The sequence below is a fragment of the Lachnospira intestinalis genome (genome assembly GCF_040095895.1).
GTDB lineage: Bacteria > Bacillota > Clostridia > Lachnospirales > Lachnospiraceae > Lachnospira > Lachnospira intestinalis.
This window is the reverse complement of the sequence record NZ_JBBMFS010000015.1, coordinates 22,400-43,115: the sequence shown is the minus strand read 5'-3', so window position 1 is coordinate 43,115 and position 20,716 is coordinate 22,400. Positions and strand designations below refer to the sequence as shown.

Sequence of the window (20,716 nt, the reverse complement as noted above, 5' to 3'; positions counted from 1 at the left end):
GCACTGTCCCGCAAAAACAAGGAGGCAAAATCCTCTGCTCCTGCATAGGGCAGTCGCATTTTGCTTCGCAAAAACAAGGAGGATTCATTATGCTTAATAAGAAGTCAGTTGATGATATTAACGTAAAAGGCAAGAGAGTATTATGCAGATGTGATTTTAACGTGCCGTTAGACGGAAAGAAGATTACAGATGAAACAAGACTGGTTGCAGCACTTCCTACAATCAAGAAGTTAATCTCAGACGGTGGTAAGGTTATCCTTTGCTCTCATTTAGGAAAGCCGAAGGGACCGGATGCAGCATTTTCTCTTGAACCGGTTGCTGAAAGACTTTCTGCACTGTTAGGACAGGAAGTGAAGTTTGCAGCAGATGATACTGTTGTAGGTGAAAATGCAAAGGCTGCTGTTGCAGCTATGAATGACGGTGACGTTATTTTACTTGAAAACACCAGATTCAGAGCAGAAGAAACAAAGAATGGTGAAGCATTCTCTAAGGATTTAGCTTCTATCTGTGATGTATTTGTAAACGATGCTTTCGGTACAGCACACAGAGCTCACTGCTCAAATGTTGGTGTTACACAGTTTGTAGATACAGCTGTTGTCGGCTATTTAATGCAGAAGGAAATCGATTTCCTTGGCAATGCAGTCAACAATCCGGTAAGACCTTTCGTAGCAATCCTTGGTGGTTCGAAAGTATCTTCAAAGATTTCTGTTATCAACAATCTGCTTGATAAGGTAGATACATTAATCATCGGTGGTGGTATGTCTTATACATTCCAGAAAGCAAAGGGCGGCAATGTAGGACAGTCACTCGTAGAAGATGATTATCTTGATTATGCTAAAGAAATGATGGAAAAGGCTGAAAAGAAGGGCGTTAAAATGTTGATTCCGATTGACACTGTTGTGACAAAGGAATTCAAAAATGATACACCATTTCATGTAGTAGATGCGGGCTGCCAGGCTGATGATGACATGGGCATGGATATCGGACCAAAGACCTGTGAACTTTACAAGGAAGCTTTAGCTGATGCAAAGACTGTTGTATGGAACGGACCAATGGGTGTATTTGAATTTGAAAACTTTGCAAAGGGTACAATCGCTGTTGCAGAAGAACTGGCATCATTAAAGGATGCTACAACAATCATCGGTGGCGGTGACTCAGCTGCAGCTGTTAACAATCTTGGTTTTGGTGATAAGATGACTCACATTTCAACCGGTGGCGGTGCATCTTTAGAGTTCCTTGAAGGAAAAGAACTTCCGGGTGTTGTTGCAGCTAATGATAAGTAATAAGTAACATTTGATGAAATATTACTGACATAATAAAAATATAGGAAAACAGTCATACATTCAGTGGTTTTATCTGAAATATTGCGTATGACTGTTTCTTTATTTTGTAAAAAAATCCGCATAAATTTTATAAATTGTATTTATTGAAATAATTGGATATAAATTTTTATAAATTCTAGTATTATTTAGAAAGATGTGTTATAATTTACTTAAAAGAAAGCGACGGAATAACCAAATATGTATGACAAAAAATAATACAGTTTGAGGAGGATTATTTTATGCGCAGGAAAGTTGTAGCAGGTAACTGGAAAATGAACATGACACCGAGTGAGGCAGTGGCTCTTGTTAAGGAACTTAAGCCCAATATGGAGAATTCAGATGTGGACGTTATCTTTTGCGTTCCATCTATTGATATCGTTCCGGTTGTAGAAGCCTGCAAAGGTACAAAAATCAGCGTGGGAGCTGAAAATATGTATTATGAAGAAAAGGGAGCCTATACAGGTGAGGTTTCTCCACAGATGCTGGTTGATGCCGGTGTATCCTATGTGATTATCGGCCATTCGGAAAGAAGACAGTATTTTAAAGAAGACAATGAAATGGTAAACCGAAAAATCAGGAAAGCCATTGAACATGATATTATTCCGATTATCTGCTGTGGTGAAACATTAGAAGAAAGAGAAGCAGGTATTACACTTACATTGATTAAAAAACAGATTGTAAGTGCATTAAAGTATGTATCACCGGAAAATGCCCAGCGTTGTATCATTGCTTATGAACCAATCTGGGCAATTGGAACGGGGCGAGTGGCAACTACACAGCAGGCACAGGAGGTATGTTGTTCTATCCGTGGAATTATCCGCGATATTTATGGTACACAGATTGCGGATGCTATCCGTATTTTATATGGCGGCAGTGTGAATGCAGGCAACGCATTGCAGCTGTTTTCTGAACCGGATATTGACGGTGGTCTTGTCGGCGGTGCCAGTTTAAAACCTGAATTTTCAAAAATTGTAAATTATCAATAAAAATACATAACTGCTGCAAAAGGAACGGTTTCTGATGGAGTTCTTTTTGCAGCAGTTTTTTAATGTGAAGTGCCATAATTATAATAATTAGCACTTTTATTTTTGCGCAAAATATGATATGATTCTTTAGGTATATTGTACCGATTATGGAAAATGTTAAAAGGAGAAATACAATGAGTAAAAAACCAGTTGTTTTAATGATACTTGATGGATATGGATTAAATGATAATACAAAAGGAAATGGTATTGCTGCAGCGAATACACCGGTAATGGATAAATTAATGAAGGAATATCCTTATGTAAAAGGCTATGCAAGCGGTCTTGCAGTCGGACTTCCGGACGGACAGATGGGTAACTCTGAAGTAGGACATTTAAATATGGGTGCCGGACGTATTGTATATCAGGAACTGACAAGAATCACAAAAGCAATAGAAGATGGTGATTTCTTTGAAAACGAAGAACTTTTAGGCGCAATTAAAAACTGCAAGGAGAACAATTCAGACTTACATTTATTCGGTCTGTTATCAAACGGCGGTGTGCACAGCCACATTACACATTTATATGCCCTGCTGGAACTGGCAAAGAGAAACGGTATTAAGAATGTCTATGTTCACGGCTTTATGGACGGACGTGATACAGCACCGGACGGAGGAAAAGAATTTATCAGCCAGTTATCTGACAAAATGGAAGAATTAGGTGTTGGACAGATTGCTTCTATTATGGGTCGTTACTATGTAATGGACAGAGATAACAGATGGGACAGAGTAGAAGCTGCTTATAATGCACTTGTAAAGGGTGAAGGAAATGAGGCAGAATGTGCAAAGTGTGCTATTGCTGCATCTTATGAAGATGGGAAAACGGATGAATTTGTTGTGCCGACTGTTGTAAAGAAGGATGGTAAGCCATTAGCAACGATTAAAGACGGAGATTCTGTTATCTGCTTTAACTTCAGACCGGACAGAGCAAGAGAAATCACAAGATGTTTCTGCGATGATGAATTTACAGGCTTTGACAGAGGCGCAAGAAAGAAAGTCCACTATGTATGCTTCACAGATTACGATGTAACAATCGGCAATAAGTATGTAGCATTCAAGAAAGAAAAGATTACCAATACATTTGGTGAATTTTTAGCAGCAAACAACAAGACACAGGCCCGTATTGCTGAGACAGAAAAATACGCACACGTAACATTCTTCTTCAACGGTGGTGTAGAAGAACCAAACAAGGGTGAAGACAGAATCCTTGTAAAGTCACCGAAGGTTGCAACTTATGATTTACAGCCGGAAATGAGTGCACCGGAAGTCTGCGATAAGTTAACAGCTGCTATCCGTTCAGATAAGTATGATGTTATTATCATCAACTTTGCAAACCCGGATATGGTCGGACATACCGGTATTGAGTCTGCCGTTGTAAAGGCAATTGAAACTGTAGATACCTGTGTAGGCAAGGCTGTAGAAGCATTAAAGGAAGTTGACGGAACTATGTTTATCTGCGCTGATCACGGAAATGCAGAACAGTTAATTGATTATAAGACCGGAGAACCGTTTACGGCACATACAACCAATCCGGTTCCGTTCATTCTTGTAAACTACGATGAAGCGTATACATTAAAAGAAGGCGGAAAGCTTTGTGATATCGTACCGACACTGATTGAAATTATGGGTATGGAAAAACCAAAGGAAATGACAGGCGAATCCCTGCTTGTTAAAAAGAATTCATAAATTTCTATTGTGTTGCACGTATAGGTGTGCTATAATGATAATAGTATGCGATTATAATTTAATGAATAGAATCGTAAGCTTCGACACAATAGGAGGTGTGATAAATGTTCGGAATGTCGGCTGGTGATATTATACGAATTGTTTTAATGGGAATCTTTATATTAGTATGTATAGCATTATCAATCGTTGTTTTAATGCAGGAAAGCAAGCAGCAGGGTCTGTCTGGTACAATCAGTGGAGCCGCTGATACTTACTGGGGCAGAAACAAAGGCCGTTCAATGGAAGGAAAACTGGTATTATTTACAAAGATATTAGGTGTTGCTTTCTTTGTTCTGGCAGCTATATTAAATATTAATTTTTAAAAAGAAACCTGGATTCTCCGTAAAACAATGGAGGATTCAGGTTTTATTTTTTGCAGAAGTGAAAATATATAAAGGGGTTGGTTTTATGAAAAAACGCGGAAACATATCAATTAAAGCAAAACTTTTGGGTGTTATTACACCAGTAGTCATTGCAATTGTTGTTGTGCTGGTACTGGTATCGTATCTGGCATCCGCACATATCATTGAAAATTATTCGCAGAATCTGTTGGAATCTTCGGTTGAAAACCAGACATCAAAGATTGAATCGTGGTTAGACGAGAATCTTTCGTCTTTTCAAATGGCAAAGACAACGATTGAACAGTTAAATCCAGACGATGCACAGCTTCAGACGATTTTGGACAGCTATTATGGCTACAGCGACAATTATCCGGACGGATTATATGTATCCGACAGTAACGGCAATTTGTTAAAGGCTTCCAAATCTACAAAGAGTGAGAGCAGTCCGACAAAAAGCACATGGTATACTGAAGGTCTGACTCGTGTCAACATGGCAGTCGGTTCGGCTTACAAAAATGCAGAGGGTGTCAATGTCATCAGTGCATCGGGAATATTAAAGGATAATTCGGACAAAATACGTGTCATATCCGCAGATATGACGTTGGACCGCATTTCTATCATTGTCAATTCATTTATTGAAATGGACGATGCGCAGACATTTCTGGTTGACAAAAACAGCGGTACGATTTTAGCAGACCGTGATTCGTCTTTGATTTCACAAAAGCTCGGTGCAGCGGGACAGAGCATTTTTTATCAGGATATGGCACAGCGTATTGACGACCAGAACTACGATTTTACAACGATTGACGGTGAAATGACTGTTTCACAGGAGGTACAGGGAACGGACTGGATTCTGGTATCTTACATTCCTAAGAGTACGGTACTCGTGGATTTAGTTGCATTAAGAACACGAATGATTGTAATCGGCGTGGTTTGTATTATTCTGCTCTGCATATTGATTGAAAGAATGACACATATTGTTGTAAAACCTGTTAAAGAAATAACAAAGGCTATTACACAAATGGCATCCGGTGATTTCACGGTATCCGTCAATCCGCGCGGCAATGATGAAATCGCCGTAATGGGCTACAGTGTCCAGCATTTTATCGAAGCCATGAAGCAGATGATTACACAGATTGGACAGGTTTCCCAGACGTTAAGCGAACAGGCACAGTCCAGCAAGAGTGTATCCACGGAGTTAAATTCCGCAACGGAAATCCAGTCGCGTTCTATGGGCGAATTAAATTCAACGGTAGACCAGCTTGCGGTTTCTGTCAATGAAATTGCCGAAAACGCAACACAGCTTGCCGGGGTTGCCGCCGATACCAAGAAGGACAGCGATGTTGTTGATGTTAAAATGCGTGAAACGGTTGAAGTATCCGAAAAAGGCCGTCAGGATATGGAAAAAGTCAGCAAAGCGCTGGAGGGCATTGAGCTTTCTATCCATAACTTACAGGAGGCCGTTGACAAGGTCGGCACCGCTTCTGGTGAGATTGTTGACATTATCAATCTGATTGGCAGTATTGCGGAAGAAACAAATCTTTTGTCTTTAAATGCTTCGATTGAGGCGGCGAGAGCCGGAGAAGCTGGCAGGGGCTTTGCTGTTGTTGCTTCTGAAATCGGTACACTGGCAAAAAACAGTGCCGATTCCGTTGCCAATATTACGGAATTAATTAATGAAATCAATAAGCTGGTAGAAAATGCCGTATCCCAGGCAGGAAGCAGTGCCGGTGAAATCGCCGACAGTGCCGGTCTGATCCATGCGGCAGTGGATACCTTCCATACAATTTTCAGTAATATACAGGATACAAACGAATTGATGAAAAATGTTGTAAGCAAGATTGGCGAAGTCGATGAAGTCGCAACCAATGTTGCTGCTATCTGTGAAGAACAGGCGGCAAGTTCCGATGAAATCCTTGCAACTTCGGAATCCATGCTTACACAGGCAAAAAATATTACAAGAAACAGCGAACAGGTTGAATCCGCATCTGAAAATTTAGCAGTATCGGCAAATCAGCTTTCATCACAGATAGAGCAGTTCAGGATTTAAGCTGATACCGGTAAAAGTCTGAGTATGGAGGTAAGATAAAATGAAAAAGATAATCAGTTGGTTTTTATGTATTACAATGCTTGCAGGCTGTCTGGTTTTAGGCGGCTGTACGCAGTCTGCGAAGTCCGGTTCGTCCGCAGGCGGCAGTGTGAAAATGCTTTTATCCCTGGGACAGGCAGATACCTTTCGCACCACGCTTGTCAATCAGGCCAAAAAGACCGCTTCGGAAAATAATGTACAGTTAGACGTGCTGGACGCGGAAAGTTCCATTGAAAAGCAGGTTGAACATATTAAAAAAGCCGTGTCCGAAAAATATGACGTCATTTTATGCAATATGGTTGATGCCGATACGGCGCTGGAACTGGAAGCACTGGCAGGCGATATTCCGATTGTGTTTTTTAACACGTCACCGGACGTTTCTCGCTTAAAAGCCGGAAAATACATTTACGTAGGCTCAAATGAAGCAGATGCGGGACAGTATCAGGCGGAATATGTGTTAGAGCAGTTAAAAACACTTTCAGAATTAAATGTGGCAATCATTAAAGGACCGGACAGTCATTCCGCAACAAAGGGCAGAACGGATGCCGTTAAAAATACGCTGAATACATCCGGCAAAACGGTTCATTATGTGTTTGAAGACCATGCGGACTGGGACCAGACCCGTGCCGAAGAACTGTTTACAATATTTTTAAAGACGAATCAGAAATGCAACGCCGTTATTTGTAACAATGATACCATGGCGTTAGGTGTTGCGGACGCATGTAAAAAAGCAGGAAGAAATGACATTTTAATATTAGGAATTGATGCAACGGCTGACGGTTGTACGGCGATTACCAACGGTACAATGAACTTTACGGTTTACCAGTCTGCAACAGGACAAGGAGAACGCCTGATTCAGGCAGGAAAGATTCTGGCACAGGGCGGCAGTATCAAGGATTTGGACGGTGCTGCGGAAAATGAAAAGTACGTATGGGTTCCGTTTGAAAAGGTAGATGCCTCTAACGTCAGAAATTATCAGTAAATAAAAGCGCATCAGGAAAGGCTCGGTGGAGAATGAATAAAGAACAGCTTGAAAAACGTAAAAAGTTAATCGCTGAATTGATTTTGGAAAATGAATTTTATGTACCGATGAAAACAAAGGAAATTGCGATTCTTTTGCAGATTCCAAAATCACAGAGAGGGGAACTTCAAGAGGTGTTAGACAGCTTAGTCAGTGACGGAACTATTGGCGTTTCAAAGAAAGGAAAATACGGAAAACCGGATAATACGGCGGTTGTCGGTATATTTACCAGCACCAGGAGAGGTTTCGGCTTTGTTACGGTAGACGGCTGGGATGAAGATATTTTTATTCAGGAATCGGACACCGGAGGCGCATTCCATATGGATAAAGTAAAGGTGACGATTACCCATAAGAAGCAGGGTAACAAGCGCTGTGAGGGGAAAATTATCGGTGTGCTTGAGCATCAGCTTACCGAGCTGGTCGGTACATTTCAAAAAAACAGAACATACGGATTTGTTGTACCGGATAATGGAAAAATTCCGGTTGATATTTTTGTGCCGCAGGAAAAATCAATGGGTGCAATGAATGGTCATAAGGTTGTCGTAAAAATTACCAATTACGGCAGTCACGGCAAGAACCCGGAAGGTCAGGTCATTGATATTATCGGTCATATCAATGACCCCGGCACCGATGTATTGTCTATTGTTAAAGCCTATGATTTACCGGTGGAATTTCCGGATGCAGTCATGCAGTATTTAAAAAATATTCCCGATGAGGTAGACGAAAAGGAGAAGGCGGGGCGTGTTGATTTCCGCGATGTTGATACGGTTACGATTGACGGCGAGGATGCCAAGGACCTTGATGATGCTATTACGCTGACTGCAAATGAAAAGGGCTACCAGCTCGGCGTGCATATTGCGGATGTCAGTCACTATGTCACGGAAAACAGCATACTGGATAAGGAAGCCTATAAACGCGGAACGAGTGTATACCTTGTAGACCGTGTTATCCCGATGCTTCCTCACAAATTGTCAAATGGAATCTGCTCCTTAAATCAGGGCTGTGACCGTCTGGCATTAAGCTGTATAATGGACATTGATAATAAAGGAAATGTGGTGGGACACCGCATTTGTGAAACATTAATCAATGTCAACCGCCGTATGACTTATACGAATGTAAAGAAAATTCTTGTCGATAAAGAGACTTCTGTGATTGAAGAATACAAAGAACTTATTCCGATGTTTGAACGCATGGGAGAACTTGCGGCAATTTTAAGAAAGAAACGTTTTCAGCGCGGTTCGATTGATTTTGACTTTCCTGAAACGAAGATTATTTTGGATAAGGACGGTCATCCTTTGGAAGTCAAGCCGTATGACAGAAATGTTGCGACCAAAATCATCGAGGAATTTATGCTGATAGCTAATGAAACGGTTGCAGAGGATTATTTCTGGCAGGAAATACCATTCTTATACAGAAGCCATGAGAATCCGGATATGGAAAAGATTCAGAAATTAAGCACTTTTATTAATAATTTTGGATATTCTATTCATACCGGTGATGAAATTCACCCAAAGGAACTGCAAAAGCTTTTAGAAAAAATTGACGGAACAGACGAGGAAAATCTGATTGCACGTCTGACACTGCGTTCAATGAAAAGAGCACAGTACACAACAGAATGTGTCGGACACTTCGGACTTGCAGCAAAATATTACTGTCATTTTACGTCTCCAATCCGCAGATATCCGGATTTGCAGATTCACCGGATTATTAAAGAAAATCTGCACGGTGGACTGAAACAGACACGTTTCAAGCACTATCAGAATCTTCTGCCGGAGGTGGCAAAGCATACCAGCACAACGGAACGGCGTGCCGATGATGCAGAACGTGATACCGATAAAGTCAAAATGGTTGAATATATGGAAAAACACATGGGCGAAGAATTCGACGGCGTGATTTCCGGAATGACGGCATGGGGCATGTATGTGGAACTGCCAAGCACGATTGAAGGCATGGTTTCTGTGACATCTCTGCGGGACGGGTATTACATTTATGACGAAAACCATTACGAAATGGTTAATGAAACCACCGGAAGAACCTTCAAACTCGGACAGAAGGTCACGGTCAAAGTTGTTGCAACCAATAAAATTTTAAGAACGATTGATTTTGAATTATCAGAAGGAGAATGGGAGAATGGCAGAACAAAAAAACGCAAACCGACTGATTTCCAATAATAAAAAGGCCTATTTTGATTATTTTATAGAGGATAAATATGAGGCAGGACTGGTTCTGCACGGAACGGAAGTGAAATCTATCCGCATGGGAAAATGCTCTATTAAGGAGGCGTATATTCAGATTCAGAACGGCGAAGTATTTATTAATAATATGAATATTACACCTTACGAAAAAGGCAACATTTTTAATAAAGACCCGCTCCGCCCGAAAAAGCTATTACTGCACCAGAGCGAAATCAACAAGCTTGCCGGACAGATTGCGCAGAAAGGATATACAATTGTGCCATTGCAGGTTTATTTAAGCAAAGGCCGTGTGAAAATGGAAATCGGACTTGGTCGTGGTAAAAAGCTCTACGATAAGCGTGATTCCATTGCAAAGAAGGATCAGAAGCGGGAGGCAGAGAAAGAATTTAAAGTACGCAATCTCTATTAAGCATATACAACCCGTTGTAATTTAATAAAAGCAGAAAACTATAAAATAAAAACACCACCGCTTTGCAGGGCAGATTATCAGTTCTGCAGAGCGGTGGTGTAAATTTTAGTCAATGCGTTCCTTTTTACTTTCACGTTTATTCTGATACATTGCTGATATTTTTAGCTTCATCCGTTTCAGTTTATAGGATGAGCCGTTTTGATCATTACAATAGCCTGAATTTTGACAACACTTTTGACAACACTTTTCTTAATTTAAGACGGTTTAAAATACTGTAAAATGGCAATAAAAAAAGCCTGAAACACCATAAAATACGGTATTTCAAAGCCTTTTTTAATAGTGGAGTAGACGGGAGTCGAACCCGTGTCCAAAAGCCCATTCACTGTTCTTCTACTATCATAGTTGGTTATTGTGGGTAAACCCTCATTCCCTCCGGTAGCAGGAAATCAACACCCTGATACCTTTAGTAGCTTCATAATACGCCCACCGGTTCAAAGCTTTACCGGCGTCGTTTCCCGTATAGTCGAAGCCTGGGTCCTAAAGTACGGGTACTCTAGGTCAGACTGCTGCAACTAGGCAGCGTAAGCTAAATTTTCGTTAGCGTTTATATTTAGATTTGTGAGTTGACGCATCACCTGCGGATAGCTTCACCAGCTTCAAAACCCCTGTCGAAACCTTTACTACCCCGAGTGTATACACCGGAATATTTTCGGTCAACCAGTCATAACGCTGATTATTTACTACTATAGCACGCGGTAACGGCTTCGTCAAGAATTATCTTGTGACTTTTATTGACTTTAAAGCACACAATAAGTAAAATAATAGTAAATTAGCGACAAAGTCGCTCAGAAATGTGGATAGTGTGAAAAATAACACTGATGTGCTTATTTTTCACACAGGGATTTGTTTCTGGGCGAAAGCAAATCCCTATGATGGCAGATGAGAAATCGCCTGCGCGAATTTCTCATCGCCTCTTCGCGACAAAGTCGCTCAGAAATGAGGAATAATATGGCAAAAAACGAATCAAAGAATCCGGCAAAGGAATATTCTGTCGGAGGATATACCTTTAAGACAAAAGAAGGCGCACAGGCGGCAAAGGATGAGCTGGCGGCAATTAAATATATGTCATCAAAAACAGACAGTACAAATGCAAAACAGGTATATATTTTGTATCATGACATTATTGATAAAAAACTGTTTAATACGCTGATTGGCATGAATTATTTAAAAGAGCTGCAGCAGTTTTTATATCTTTCACCGGATGTACCAAATGAAAAAATCAGGCCGATTCCGATTAATAATGAAACAAAAGAAATGATGGAGGGCCGCAGAGAGCTTACGGAACATAAAAGCGAAATCCGTAAGCTGACAAAGGAACGCAATCATTATAAAGACAATTTTGTTATATCTGTGATTGTAAATGTTGTATTGGTTGTTGTGATTGCGGCAATGATTTATATTACACTGCATAGTTCCAATGCAAATGTAATCAATTACGAAGTAAACCTTCAGGATAAGTATGCTTCATGGCAGGAAGAACTGCAGTCGCAGGAAGAATCATTAAATGCAAGAGAACGTGCATTAAATCAGCAAAAATAATTTTAAAAAACACATTTTTAACATATTCTTACGATATAATCGGCACAAAGGTAAAAAGTCAGGAGGATATTACGAATGAATAAATTAAAAGTTTTAATGGTAGATGATGAAAGCAGAATGCGCAAGCTGGTAAATGACTTCCTGTCACGTAAAAATTATGAAGTCATTGAAGCCGGTGATGGTGAAGAAGCAATTGATAAATTTTATGCGGATAAAGATATTGCACTAGTAATCCTCGATGTTATGATGCCGAAAATGGACGGATGGGAAGTCTGCAAACAGATTCGCAAGGATTCCAAAGTGCCAATTATTATGTTGACGGCAAAAGGTGAAGAACGTGATGAATTACAGGGCTTTGACTGCGGTGCGGATGAATACATTTCAAAACCATTCAGCCCGAAAATTCTGACTGCCAGAGTGGATGCTCTGGTACGCCGTGCGTATATGGTAGATGGCAGCGAGTGTATTAACATCGGCGGAATTGAAATTGATAAAGCCGCACACATGGTTAAAATTGACGGGGAAGAAATTGAGCTGAGTTTCAAAGAATTTGAACTGTTATCTTATTTTGTGGAAAATAAAGGAATCGCTCTTTCAAGAGAAAAGATTTTAAATAATGTATGGAATTACGATTATTTCGGAGATGCCAGAACGATTGATACACATGTCAAAAAACTGCGTAAAAAGATGGGTGAAAAAGGGGACTGCATTAAAACCATTTGGGGTATGGGATATAAGTTTGAGGTATAGTTATGGGCAGACATTCGATTAAAGTTAAAATTACATTATTACTGACTGTTATTATTACCAGTCTGGTTGTACTTTTGCTGATTTTAAACAGTACACTGTCTGAAAAATTTTATTTTTCGGATAAGCAGGAATGTATGTTAAATACATATTCCAAAATTGATCAGATTATGAGCGATTACGATGCGGGAAATGTTTCTGAATCCCAGATGAGTGATAGTATTGAACAGCTTACCGGCAGTGCGGCGATGTCTGTTATCGTGGTAAATAGTGACTGGACAACCGTGTATTCCAATATTAACGGCGAACAGGATATGATAAACCGCCTGCTCCGCAGTATTTTTAATAAAGATGTATTCGGAACGTCCGATTCGGCACCGCAGCAAAATTCAAACAATGAAAATGTGCCGGGCGATATGCAGGATATGAGTAATCCGGATAATAACAATCCGGATAAAGGGAATTTAGACAATGGCAGCCCGGATAAAAATAATCCGAAGAATAAAGACGATGTTTCCATTAATATGTCGGATAGTGGAATAGAGGAAAGCCGTGATATTATGACACAGACAGATTTATATACACTGCAAAAGGTTTATGATAACCGTCTGGGTGATGATTATTACGAGTTGTTCGGTACACTCTCCAATGGAGACAGTATTATGCTTCGTATGGCATTACAGGGGATTAAGGATAACGTATCCATTTCTAATACCTTCATTACTTATGTGGGAATCGGTATTTTGATTATTGGTGTCATTGCGGCATACATTTTTTCAAGTTATATTACAAAACCGATTCAGCAGCTTTCCGATATTGCAGAGAGAATGTCCAATCTGGATTTTGATGTGAAATATCACGGAAAAGATAAGAGTGAAATCGGTGTACTTGGAAACAGCATGAATAATATGTCAAAGAAGCTTGAAGAAAATATCTCACAGTTAAAATCAGCGAACAAAGAACTGCAAAGGGATATTGACCGCAAAGTTAAAATGGAAGAAGTGCGGACGGAATTTTTATCCAATGTATCGCATGAATTAAAAACACCGATTGCCTTAATCCAGGGTTATGCAGAGGGCTTAAAAGAGGGCATCAGCGATGACCCTGAAAGTATGGACTTTTACTGCGGTGTCATCATTGATGAAGCCGGTAAGATGAATAATATGGTAAAAAAACTGCTCACATTAAATCAGATTGAATTCGGCAACGAAGAACTTGTTATGGAGCGTTTTGATATTATTGAACTGATTACTTCTATTGTAAATGCAAATGAACTGCGGGCATCCCAAAAAGGAATACAGATAGAATTTAACCAGCGCGATGAACATATTGATGTGTGGTCCGATGAATATAAAATAGAAGAAGTTGTAACCAACTATATTACCAATGCCATTAACCACTGCGATTTTGAAAATCGGATTGAAGTTTCTGTAGAACGTATCGGTGATGATGTGCGGGTACATGTATTTAACACCGGAAAAAATATTCCGGAGGAAGATATTCCGAATATCTGGCAGAAGTTTTATAAGGTTGATAAGGCGCGTACCAGAGAGTACGGCGGCAACGGTATTGGACTTTCTATTGTAAAAGCCATCATGGATTCTTATGGAAAAGGATTTGGTGTCATCAATAAATCCAATGGTGTAGAATTCTGGTTTGACCTGGACGGTAAAGCTATGGTATAATATTTTAATAGAGCAGTAGGAACTGTTAAATATTGGAATAGACTAAATGAGGTGGTTACAAGATGAAAAAAATTGCAGCGTTATGCATTGGGGTAGGCTGTATGCTTACAGTAACAGGCTGTGGCAGTAATGTTACATTAAATACAGAACAAAATGATATGGTATCGGAATATATTGCGGGTGTTCTTTTAAAACATTCCTATGAGAACCAGTGGGAATATGAAAAACTTGCTGCAGCAAAAAAACAGAGTGAGAGCAAGAACAACAATAAGAATCATACAGCGACCGGCACAAATACTGTACAGCAGACGACCCAGCCTGCAACCCGGTCTTCTGCCATGACTGCAACAACAGCTGCACAGAATCCTTCTTCAACGGCATCAGCAACACAGTCAACAGCAGGAGAAACAAAAGCAGTGACTTCCTCTGATGAGGTGCTGAATTCATTAAAGCAGGTATTAGGATTAAATTCGGGAATTTCACTTTCCTATACACAGACGGTATCAGGTCAGCGTTATCCGAATGAACAGTATTCCGTGAGTGTACCGGCAAATAATTCCTGTGTGGTTGTAGCACTTGAATTTGAACTGACCAATACAACCGGCTCGGATATTACACTGAATACTGCATCTTCTAACGCAGTGATAAAGCTTGGCATTGAAGGAACAACTTTTACAAAGTCAAAGACGATTTTAAAAAATGATATGACGAATTTAAAGAGTGTTACTATACCGGCAGGACAAAGCTATACTGCTGCCGCAGTTTTTCAGATTCCGGAAATTTTTGCACAGAGTCTTGAAAATACAACTCTGACAGTTGGCAGTGCTAATGCAATACTGGGGACGATGGAGTTGAAAAAATAATCAGCATAAGCGGCAGGTACAACAAGTACAATAAAATCAACATAAAAAATGAGATGTTTCCGTTACCGGTATCAGACCGGCAGGGGGCATCTCATTTTTTATAAAATTCATTTTAAAAATCAAAGAAGTCAAAGCCTATCTTCCGAAAACCTTTTCCCGTGTATATTCACCCGCTTCACGTTCTGTCAGCTGATGTACATAATCCGGGCGTTTTTCCGGTACATAGCCTTTTCCTGTACAGGCATATTCAGCATAATAACAGGTTTCGTGCGATTCCGGTTTATTCCAGTCGTGAAATCCAATTTCGGATACCTGCTCGCTTAAATCACAGTGGAGCAGGACAACCTTTGCATAAATCCGCCATGGACGGGAAAGCATCGTTGTGCGTGGCGGACAGTTCCCACTAAAAGAGCAGCTTTCAAATACGTAACCATACTTTTGACCTTCATATGTAGATGGTGCAGTATAATAACTGTTAATCGTTTCGTTTCTGTTTAAAGCATATAATTCACAGTTTTTAAAATAACAGATTGCACTGCCGAAGATAAAATCGACTTCACCACTGATAAAACAATCTTCATATAACTGACGTCCAGGAATGCGCGGTGCAAATTCTGTCGGACCGACAAATCCACCCGGTTGTTTTTCTTTCATCGGAAGCGGACCGGTAAAGAGCGTGTCCTGATGTCCGAGCATATGACAGTTTTTAAAAACCAGATCATCTCCTTCGGCATATACCGCAATTGCCTGACCGACCTTTTTTCCGAAACCTGCAGAATTTTCAAATGTGATGTTGTATGCATTAAAATGATTTGCCTGCACAAAAAAAGTATACGAACGGAATGTTCCGCGTTTACTTCCGTCCTCCATTGGCATAAATGCATAATAATTATTGGTAATCACCGTGCCGTCTGCATTTTCACCGATGAGTGTAATATTGTCTTTATGAATCTCTACCCGTTCTTTATAAATACCATTCTTAATAAAAACCGTTTCCGGTACGGAAGTAATGCTGTCGATGGCCTCCTGAACAGAAGTATAGTCACCGGAGCCGTCTTTTGCCACTGTAATCATTGTTTATCTCCTTTGTTATCATGCTTTTCGTCCTGCCTGATATGACGATTCGTTTATTAACGATATTATGTTTATTATATCATATTTAGACGGAAAACACATATAAAATTCGTTGATTTTATAGACTTTTTATATGAAAACGTGTATACTGTCGTTATCTTTTTTGAGGAAATATACGAAGGTGGAACAGTTATGATTACATTTGCAGAAGATATAAAAGACGTTTCCATATATCTTTCTTTAAGACAACAGGTTGGCTGGGTTTCTTTGACGACGGAACAGGCACAGCAGGCATTAGACCACAGCCTGAAGATTATTACAGTATATGATGATGAGTGTCCGATTGGCATGGGACGGATTGTCGGCGATGGGGCTGTGATCTGCTATATTCAGGATTTGATTATTATTCCGGAATATCAGAGCCGGCACATCGGCAGTATGTTGATTGAACGACTGATTGCTTATGTGAAAAGCATTACATTAAAAGATTCCCGGATGATGCTTTGTCTGATGTGTGCAAAAGGCAGAGAAGTTTTTTATGAAAAACATGGATTTACGGCAAGGCCGACCAGACAGCTGGGACCGGGTATGATTCAGTATATCCGCGTGGAGGAATCATGAAGAAAATACTGCTTTTTCAAATGAACGGCATTGCCTATGATTCGACATGCTTTTTTTCATCGTGTCTTGGCAAAGCATTAGAAAATGCCGGTATAGAAGTAACTTGGTTTGACTTCCAGAGACAGACGATGAAAGATTTGGAGGCTTTATGCGGACAGTCGTTTGATGCCGTCATTGATTACAATTCAAAACTGCCGGGAGCAGTATTGGATGACGGAACACCCTTCTTAAATCACATACAGGCTCCGTTCTATAACTATATTCTGGATCATCCGGTATATCATCATGCGAATCTGAGTGTTCTGCTGGAGAATTATCATGTCATCTGCATTGATGAAGACCATAACAAATATATAAGCAAATGGTATCCGCATATTAAAAGTGTCCATACCCTGTCTGTTGGTGCAGCTAAAGCGGAAAATGCAGTAAAATCAGAACAGCACAGAAAAGAGGGCATTTTGTTTCCGGCAACGTATCTGAATCCACGTGACTATTATGAATTAATCACCGCACTGCCGGACAGTATGCAAAAATATACCAAGGCCGTTTTAGACTGTCTGCTTTCGGATACGCATTGCACCTTTGAAGCTGCGGCGATGCAGGTGTATAAGGAATATGATACCGGAATGGCATTTCCGGTGTTTGCACAGAGCAATTTTCTGGCAGATGTCTATGTCCGTGCATTATACCGTGAGCGTGTACTGGAAGCTGCTGCCAAAAGTGGTTTGCCGGTACGCATTTTTGGTGAAAAATATCAGGAGAGCAGCATTGGTGAATTTTCAAATGTGACAGTTCTGCCGCAGATGTCATATCGAGACAGTTTATCTGCCATTGCGGAATCTGCCTTTGTATTAAATGTTATGCCGTGGTTTAAATCCGGTATTCATGACCGTGTGCTGAATGCAATGTACAACGGTGCGGTGAGTATCACGGATTCCAGCAGCATGATGGATACCTGTTTTACGCCGCAGCAGGATTATATTGCGTATTCACTGGATCGTATTGAAGCGTTGCCGGATTTGTTAAATACGTATGTACCGGACGAGGATTTCAGAGCGCAGACCGCCGCGCGGGCATTTGCAAAGGTACAGACCTTTACCTTTGCAAAACAGGCAGAATATATCAGGACAATATTGTAGTAGGAAAGTAACATATCAATGCACGTTGTAAACTAATTTTAAATATAGGTTGACAATTCTTCTTTCAAATTGTAAACTAATAAAAGAACAGACAGCAGGCATCGTAAACAAAGGACTGTCCGTTCAATTTATAGGACAAAAAGAAGGATAAAACAATGCAGAAGAAAAAATTTTCTTTAACACAATTAATTTTCATGGCACTGATGGCAGCCGTCATGTGTATTGCAGGGCCGCTTGCCGTGCCGATTGGGCCGGTTCCGATTACGCTGACCAATCTGGTTATTTATATTGCAGTCGGGGTGCTTGGTACCGCACAGGGAACCATTAGTTACTGTCTGTATCTGCTTCTGGGAATGGTCGGTCTTCCAGTTTTTTCCGGCTATGCCGGTGGACTTGGCAAACTTGCCGGACCGACAGGCGGATATCTGATTGGCTTTATTGCAATGGCACTGATTGGTGGAATTGTGATGGAAGTATCACACAGAAAACTGATTCCAACACTGATTGGCTGGTTTATCGGAACAGCCGTTGATTATCTGTTTGGAACATTGTGGTTTATGTATATCATGCACACGACATTTATGCAGACTATGGCAGCGTGTGTTTTTCCGTTTATTATCGGTGACTGTATAAAACTGATTGCCGGTGTCATGCTTGGCAGACAGCTTCATAAAATACTGGTACATGCCGGATTTATTAAAACAGCAGTAGCATAACCGCTAAAATTTTTTGATAAATCAATATGATAAATGAATAATTAATAAGAATTAATAAAACCCCGCACTTTCAATGTCCTCTACGGACGGAAAGCGCGGGGCAGCTTTTTATGCATTTATATTATCGCACAATTTCAGATGAAATTATACAAAATCTACTATGCAAGCAGTGTCTTTACATAATCTGCAATTTCCTGATTCTTGCAGTTTGCAAAGAATAATTCCTGGAATTTTTCACCGGCAACAGCACCCTTTACAAGATCCTGATCAAGGTTCTTTAAAATGTCGATTAAGCTGTCTTTGAAAGCAACCTTTCTTACTCCATCAAGAATCTTCTTATTTCTCTGTTCCGGAACAACTCTTTCCTTTGGATAACCGCCGCCCGGTTCGCCTTCAAATAATTTTTCAAAAATGTATGTAAGATTTAATTCAGCACCCCAGCCAAAGCCCTTTGCAAATGGGAGTGAAATGGCATTACCGTCATTAATCTGCATAAACATATATGCATCTGAAGGGTCTACAACATGTCCGCACAGAACACCCGGGAATGAATTTAATGCAAGCATGGCGCCTTCACCTGTACCGCAGCCTGTTACAACGAAATCAGCAGCACCGCTGTTAATTAAAAGAGCAGCTAAAATACCGTTCTGTACATATGTCAGCTGTGCAGCATCGTCAGCAGCATACATACCGTAATTATCAACTGTATGTCCCTTGCTTTCTGCAACCTTCTTTAAAGTGTTATAAACCATTTCATTTTTTGCAGCCTGGCTGTTTTCATTAATCAATGCAATTCTCATGATTTTAAAACCTCATCTTTCTTTATTTTGCAATATTGCAATTAAATTAACTATAAGCAATTATGAGAGATTTGTCAATGTATGTGAAATTTGTAACAACAAGTGTTAACTTTGCAGATTTTTATGTTGACATTTAACGGTGCAGGTATTAAATTAGTTGTAAACTTAATTTTTTAAGAGGTTCACAATTTACAACAAAACGGAGATCGTGTAAAAAAACACACTGATGTGCTGATTTTTTACACAGCACTTTGTTTATGAGCAAAAATAAAGTGCTATTATGGCAGATGAGAAAATGCATGCGCAAATTTTTCATCGCCGTTTCGTAACAAGTTGCTCAGAAATGGAGATTAGTATGTTAGAACTTGCAAAAGAAATTGTCGGCGGAAGACGGCTGACAAGGGAAGAAGATTGTTCGTTTTTACTGGAAGCGGATATTAATGAATTGTGTGAAGGTGCGGATTATATCCGTAAAAATTTATGTGGAACACGCGCGGATTTGTGTGCAATTATCAACGGAAAAAGCGGTGCATGCAGTGAAAACTGTAAATTCTGCTCACAGTCCGCACATCATCACACCGCCTGTCAGGCAGGAGATTTTATTGATGAAGAAGCCATTTTATCCGGCTGCCGCGAAGCATGGGAGCAGGGGGTAGACCGCTACTGCATCGTAACGGCGGGACGCGCCATTAAAGATGAAGATTTTGAAAAAGCACTTCATGCGTACAAAAAAATGCATGAGGAATTTCCGGATATGATTTTGTGTGCATCCCACGGTTTTGTATCGGAAGAAAAATTAAAACAGTTAAAAGAAGCCGGTGTTTCAATGTATCATGAAAATATTGAAACGTCCGAGGAAAATTTTCCGAATGTCTGTACAACACACAGCTTTGAAGATAAAATCCATGAAATTAAGCGGATTCAGGAAGCGGGCTTAGAGCTTTGTACCGGCGGCATTGTCGGCATGGGTGAAACATGGAAAGACCGTCTTAGCATGGCATTTACGCTCGCAGAACTGGGTATCCGTTCCATCCCGATTAATATCTTAATTCCTGTAAAAGGCACACCGTTTGGAGAACTTGAGCCGATGACGCAGGAAGATATATTAAGAACCGTCGCCATACTGCGTTATATCAATCCGAAAGCAGATGTGCGGATTGCTGCAGGCAGGAATTATTTTAAAGATGGCGGCGGGGAACTGTTTTTGTCCGGTATCAATGCCGCACTGACCGGAAATCTTCTGACAACCGGTGGAAGCAGTATGGAGCAGGACAGAAACATTTTAGAGGAAAAAGGATATATTTTGAAAAAGAAACCAACTGAAAAATAATTTATAGAACGGGAGAAGA

18 protein-coding genes and 1 other RNA gene are annotated in these 20,716 nt (G+C 40.2%); 16 read left to right on the top strand and 3 right to left on the bottom strand.

What is annotated here, in order from left to right; translation table 11 throughout:
* Nucleotides 1-89: 89 nt before the first annotated feature.
* From WMO37_RS13460 to smpB, 8 genes are all read left to right on the top strand, one after another.
* Nucleotides 90-1,283 (top strand): phosphoglycerate kinase, encoded by a 1,194-nt coding sequence (locus WMO37_RS13460; RefSeq protein ID WP_022431265.1) that lies wholly within the window; start codon nucleotides 90-92, stop codon nucleotides 1,281-1,283.
* A gap of 278 nt (nucleotides 1,284-1,561) precedes the next feature.
* Nucleotides 1,562-2,308 carry a triose-phosphate isomerase gene (tpiA, locus tag WMO37_RS13455; protein ID WP_349155253.1) on the top strand — a complete coding sequence of 249 codons (747 nt, stop codon included), beginning with the start codon at nucleotides 1,562-1,564 and terminating at the stop codon, nucleotides 2,306-2,308.
* A 173-nt stretch (nucleotides 2,309-2,481) separates the two neighbouring features.
* Nucleotides 2,482-4,029, top strand: a complete 1,548-nt coding sequence (gene gpmI, locus WMO37_RS13450) for a 2,3-bisphosphoglycerate-independent phosphoglycerate mutase (protein ID WP_227089702.1) — start codon at nucleotides 2,482-2,484, stop codon at nucleotides 4,027-4,029.
* 104 nt (nucleotides 4,030-4,133) lie between these two features.
* Nucleotides 4,134-4,391, top strand: coding sequence for a preprotein translocase subunit SecG (gene secG, locus WMO37_RS13445; RefSeq protein ID WP_022431262.1), 258 nt, complete (start codon nucleotides 4,134-4,136; stop codon nucleotides 4,389-4,391).
* An 85-nt stretch (nucleotides 4,392-4,476) separates the two neighbouring features.
* The gene (locus tag WMO37_RS13440; protein ID WP_349155252.1) at nucleotides 4,477-6,459 is read left to right on the top strand and encodes a methyl-accepting chemotaxis protein; all 1,983 of its coding nucleotides are present in this window, start codon (nucleotides 4,477-4,479) and stop codon (nucleotides 6,457-6,459) included.
* A 40-nt stretch (nucleotides 6,460-6,499) separates the two neighbouring features.
* Nucleotides 6,500-7,480, top strand: a complete 981-nt coding sequence (locus WMO37_RS13435; protein ID WP_349155251.1) for a sugar ABC transporter substrate-binding protein — start codon at nucleotides 6,500-6,502, stop codon at nucleotides 7,478-7,480.
* Between the two features lie 32 nt (nucleotides 7,481-7,512).
* Complete coding sequence (rnr, locus tag WMO37_RS13430; protein WP_349155250.1) at nucleotides 7,513-9,690, top strand: ribonuclease R; 2,178 nt, start codon at nucleotides 7,513-7,515, stop codon at nucleotides 9,688-9,690.
* Nucleotides 9,650-10,123 carry an SsrA-binding protein SmpB gene (smpB, locus tag WMO37_RS13425; RefSeq protein WP_022431258.1) on the top strand — a complete coding sequence of 158 codons (474 nt, stop codon included), beginning with the start codon at nucleotides 9,650-9,652 and terminating at the stop codon, nucleotides 10,121-10,123. Before rnr ends, smpB begins: the two co-directional genes overlap by 41 nt.
* 337 nt (nucleotides 10,124-10,460) lie before the next feature.
* Here the strand turns inward: smpB and ssrA are convergent.
* Nucleotides 10,461-10,810, bottom strand: a transfer-messenger RNA (tmRNA) gene (ssrA, locus tag WMO37_RS13420).
* 321 nt (nucleotides 10,811-11,131) lie between these two features.
* On the opposite strand from ssrA, the gene WMO37_RS13415 reads away from it, so the two are divergent.
* From WMO37_RS13415 to WMO37_RS13400, 4 genes are all read left to right on the top strand, one after another.
* Nucleotides 11,132-11,722, top strand: coding sequence for a hypothetical protein (locus WMO37_RS13415; RefSeq protein WP_022431257.1), 591 nt, complete (start codon nucleotides 11,132-11,134; stop codon nucleotides 11,720-11,722).
* 75 nt (nucleotides 11,723-11,797) lie between these two features.
* Complete coding sequence (locus WMO37_RS13410; protein WP_022431256.1) at nucleotides 11,798-12,472, top strand: response regulator transcription factor; 675 nt, start codon at nucleotides 11,798-11,800, stop codon at nucleotides 12,470-12,472.
* 2 nt (nucleotides 12,473-12,474) lie between these two features.
* Nucleotides 12,475-14,154, top strand: coding sequence for a sensor histidine kinase (locus tag WMO37_RS13405; protein ID WP_349155249.1), 1,680 nt, complete (start codon nucleotides 12,475-12,477; stop codon nucleotides 14,152-14,154).
* A gap of 62 nt (nucleotides 14,155-14,216) precedes the next feature.
* Nucleotides 14,217-15,017: a hypothetical protein gene (locus WMO37_RS13400; protein ID WP_349155248.1), complete on the top strand. Its 801-nt coding sequence runs from the start codon at nucleotides 14,217-14,219 to the stop codon at nucleotides 15,015-15,017.
* 135 nt (nucleotides 15,018-15,152) lie between these two features.
* Here WMO37_RS13400 and WMO37_RS13395 read toward each other — a convergent pair whose 3' ends face one another.
* Entirely contained in the window at nucleotides 15,153-16,091 is a 939-nt protein-coding gene (locus WMO37_RS13395) for a pectinesterase family protein (RefSeq protein ID WP_349155247.1), read from the bottom strand.
* 192 nt (nucleotides 16,092-16,283) lie between these two features.
* Here WMO37_RS13395 and WMO37_RS13390 point away from each other — a divergent pair, with 192 nt between their 5' ends.
* The 3 genes from WMO37_RS13390 (at nucleotide 16,284) to WMO37_RS13380 (ending at nucleotide 18,567) form a co-directional block, all read left to right on the top strand.
* On the top strand, nucleotides 16,284-16,712 hold the full coding sequence (locus WMO37_RS13390) for a GNAT family N-acetyltransferase (RefSeq protein ID WP_022431252.1): 429 nt from the start codon (nucleotides 16,284-16,286) through the stop codon (nucleotides 16,710-16,712).
* Entirely contained in the window at nucleotides 16,709-17,851 is a 1,143-nt protein-coding gene (locus tag WMO37_RS13385) for a glycosyltransferase (RefSeq protein ID WP_349155246.1), read from the top strand. Before WMO37_RS13390 ends, WMO37_RS13385 begins: the two co-directional genes overlap by 4 nt.
* Nucleotides 17,852-18,006: 155 nt before the next feature.
* Nucleotides 18,007-18,567: a biotin transporter BioY gene (locus WMO37_RS13380; protein ID WP_022431250.1), complete on the top strand. Its 561-nt coding sequence runs from the start codon at nucleotides 18,007-18,009 to the stop codon at nucleotides 18,565-18,567.
* A gap of 158 nt (nucleotides 18,568-18,725) precedes the next feature.
* Here the strand turns inward: WMO37_RS13380 and WMO37_RS13375 are convergent, their stop codons facing one another.
* The gene (locus tag WMO37_RS13375) at nucleotides 18,726-19,367 is read right to left on the bottom strand and encodes an RpiB/LacA/LacB family sugar-phosphate isomerase (RefSeq protein WP_022431249.1); all 642 of its coding nucleotides are present in this window, start codon (nucleotides 19,365-19,367) and stop codon (nucleotides 18,726-18,728) included.
* A 355-nt stretch (nucleotides 19,368-19,722) separates the two neighbouring features.
* Here WMO37_RS13375 and bioB point away from each other — a divergent pair, with 355 nt between their 5' ends.
* Nucleotides 19,723-20,697, top strand: coding sequence for a biotin synthase BioB (gene bioB, locus WMO37_RS13370; RefSeq protein WP_227089709.1), 975 nt, complete (start codon nucleotides 19,723-19,725; stop codon nucleotides 20,695-20,697).
* The last annotated feature ends 19 nt before the right edge of the window (nucleotides 20,698-20,716 follow it).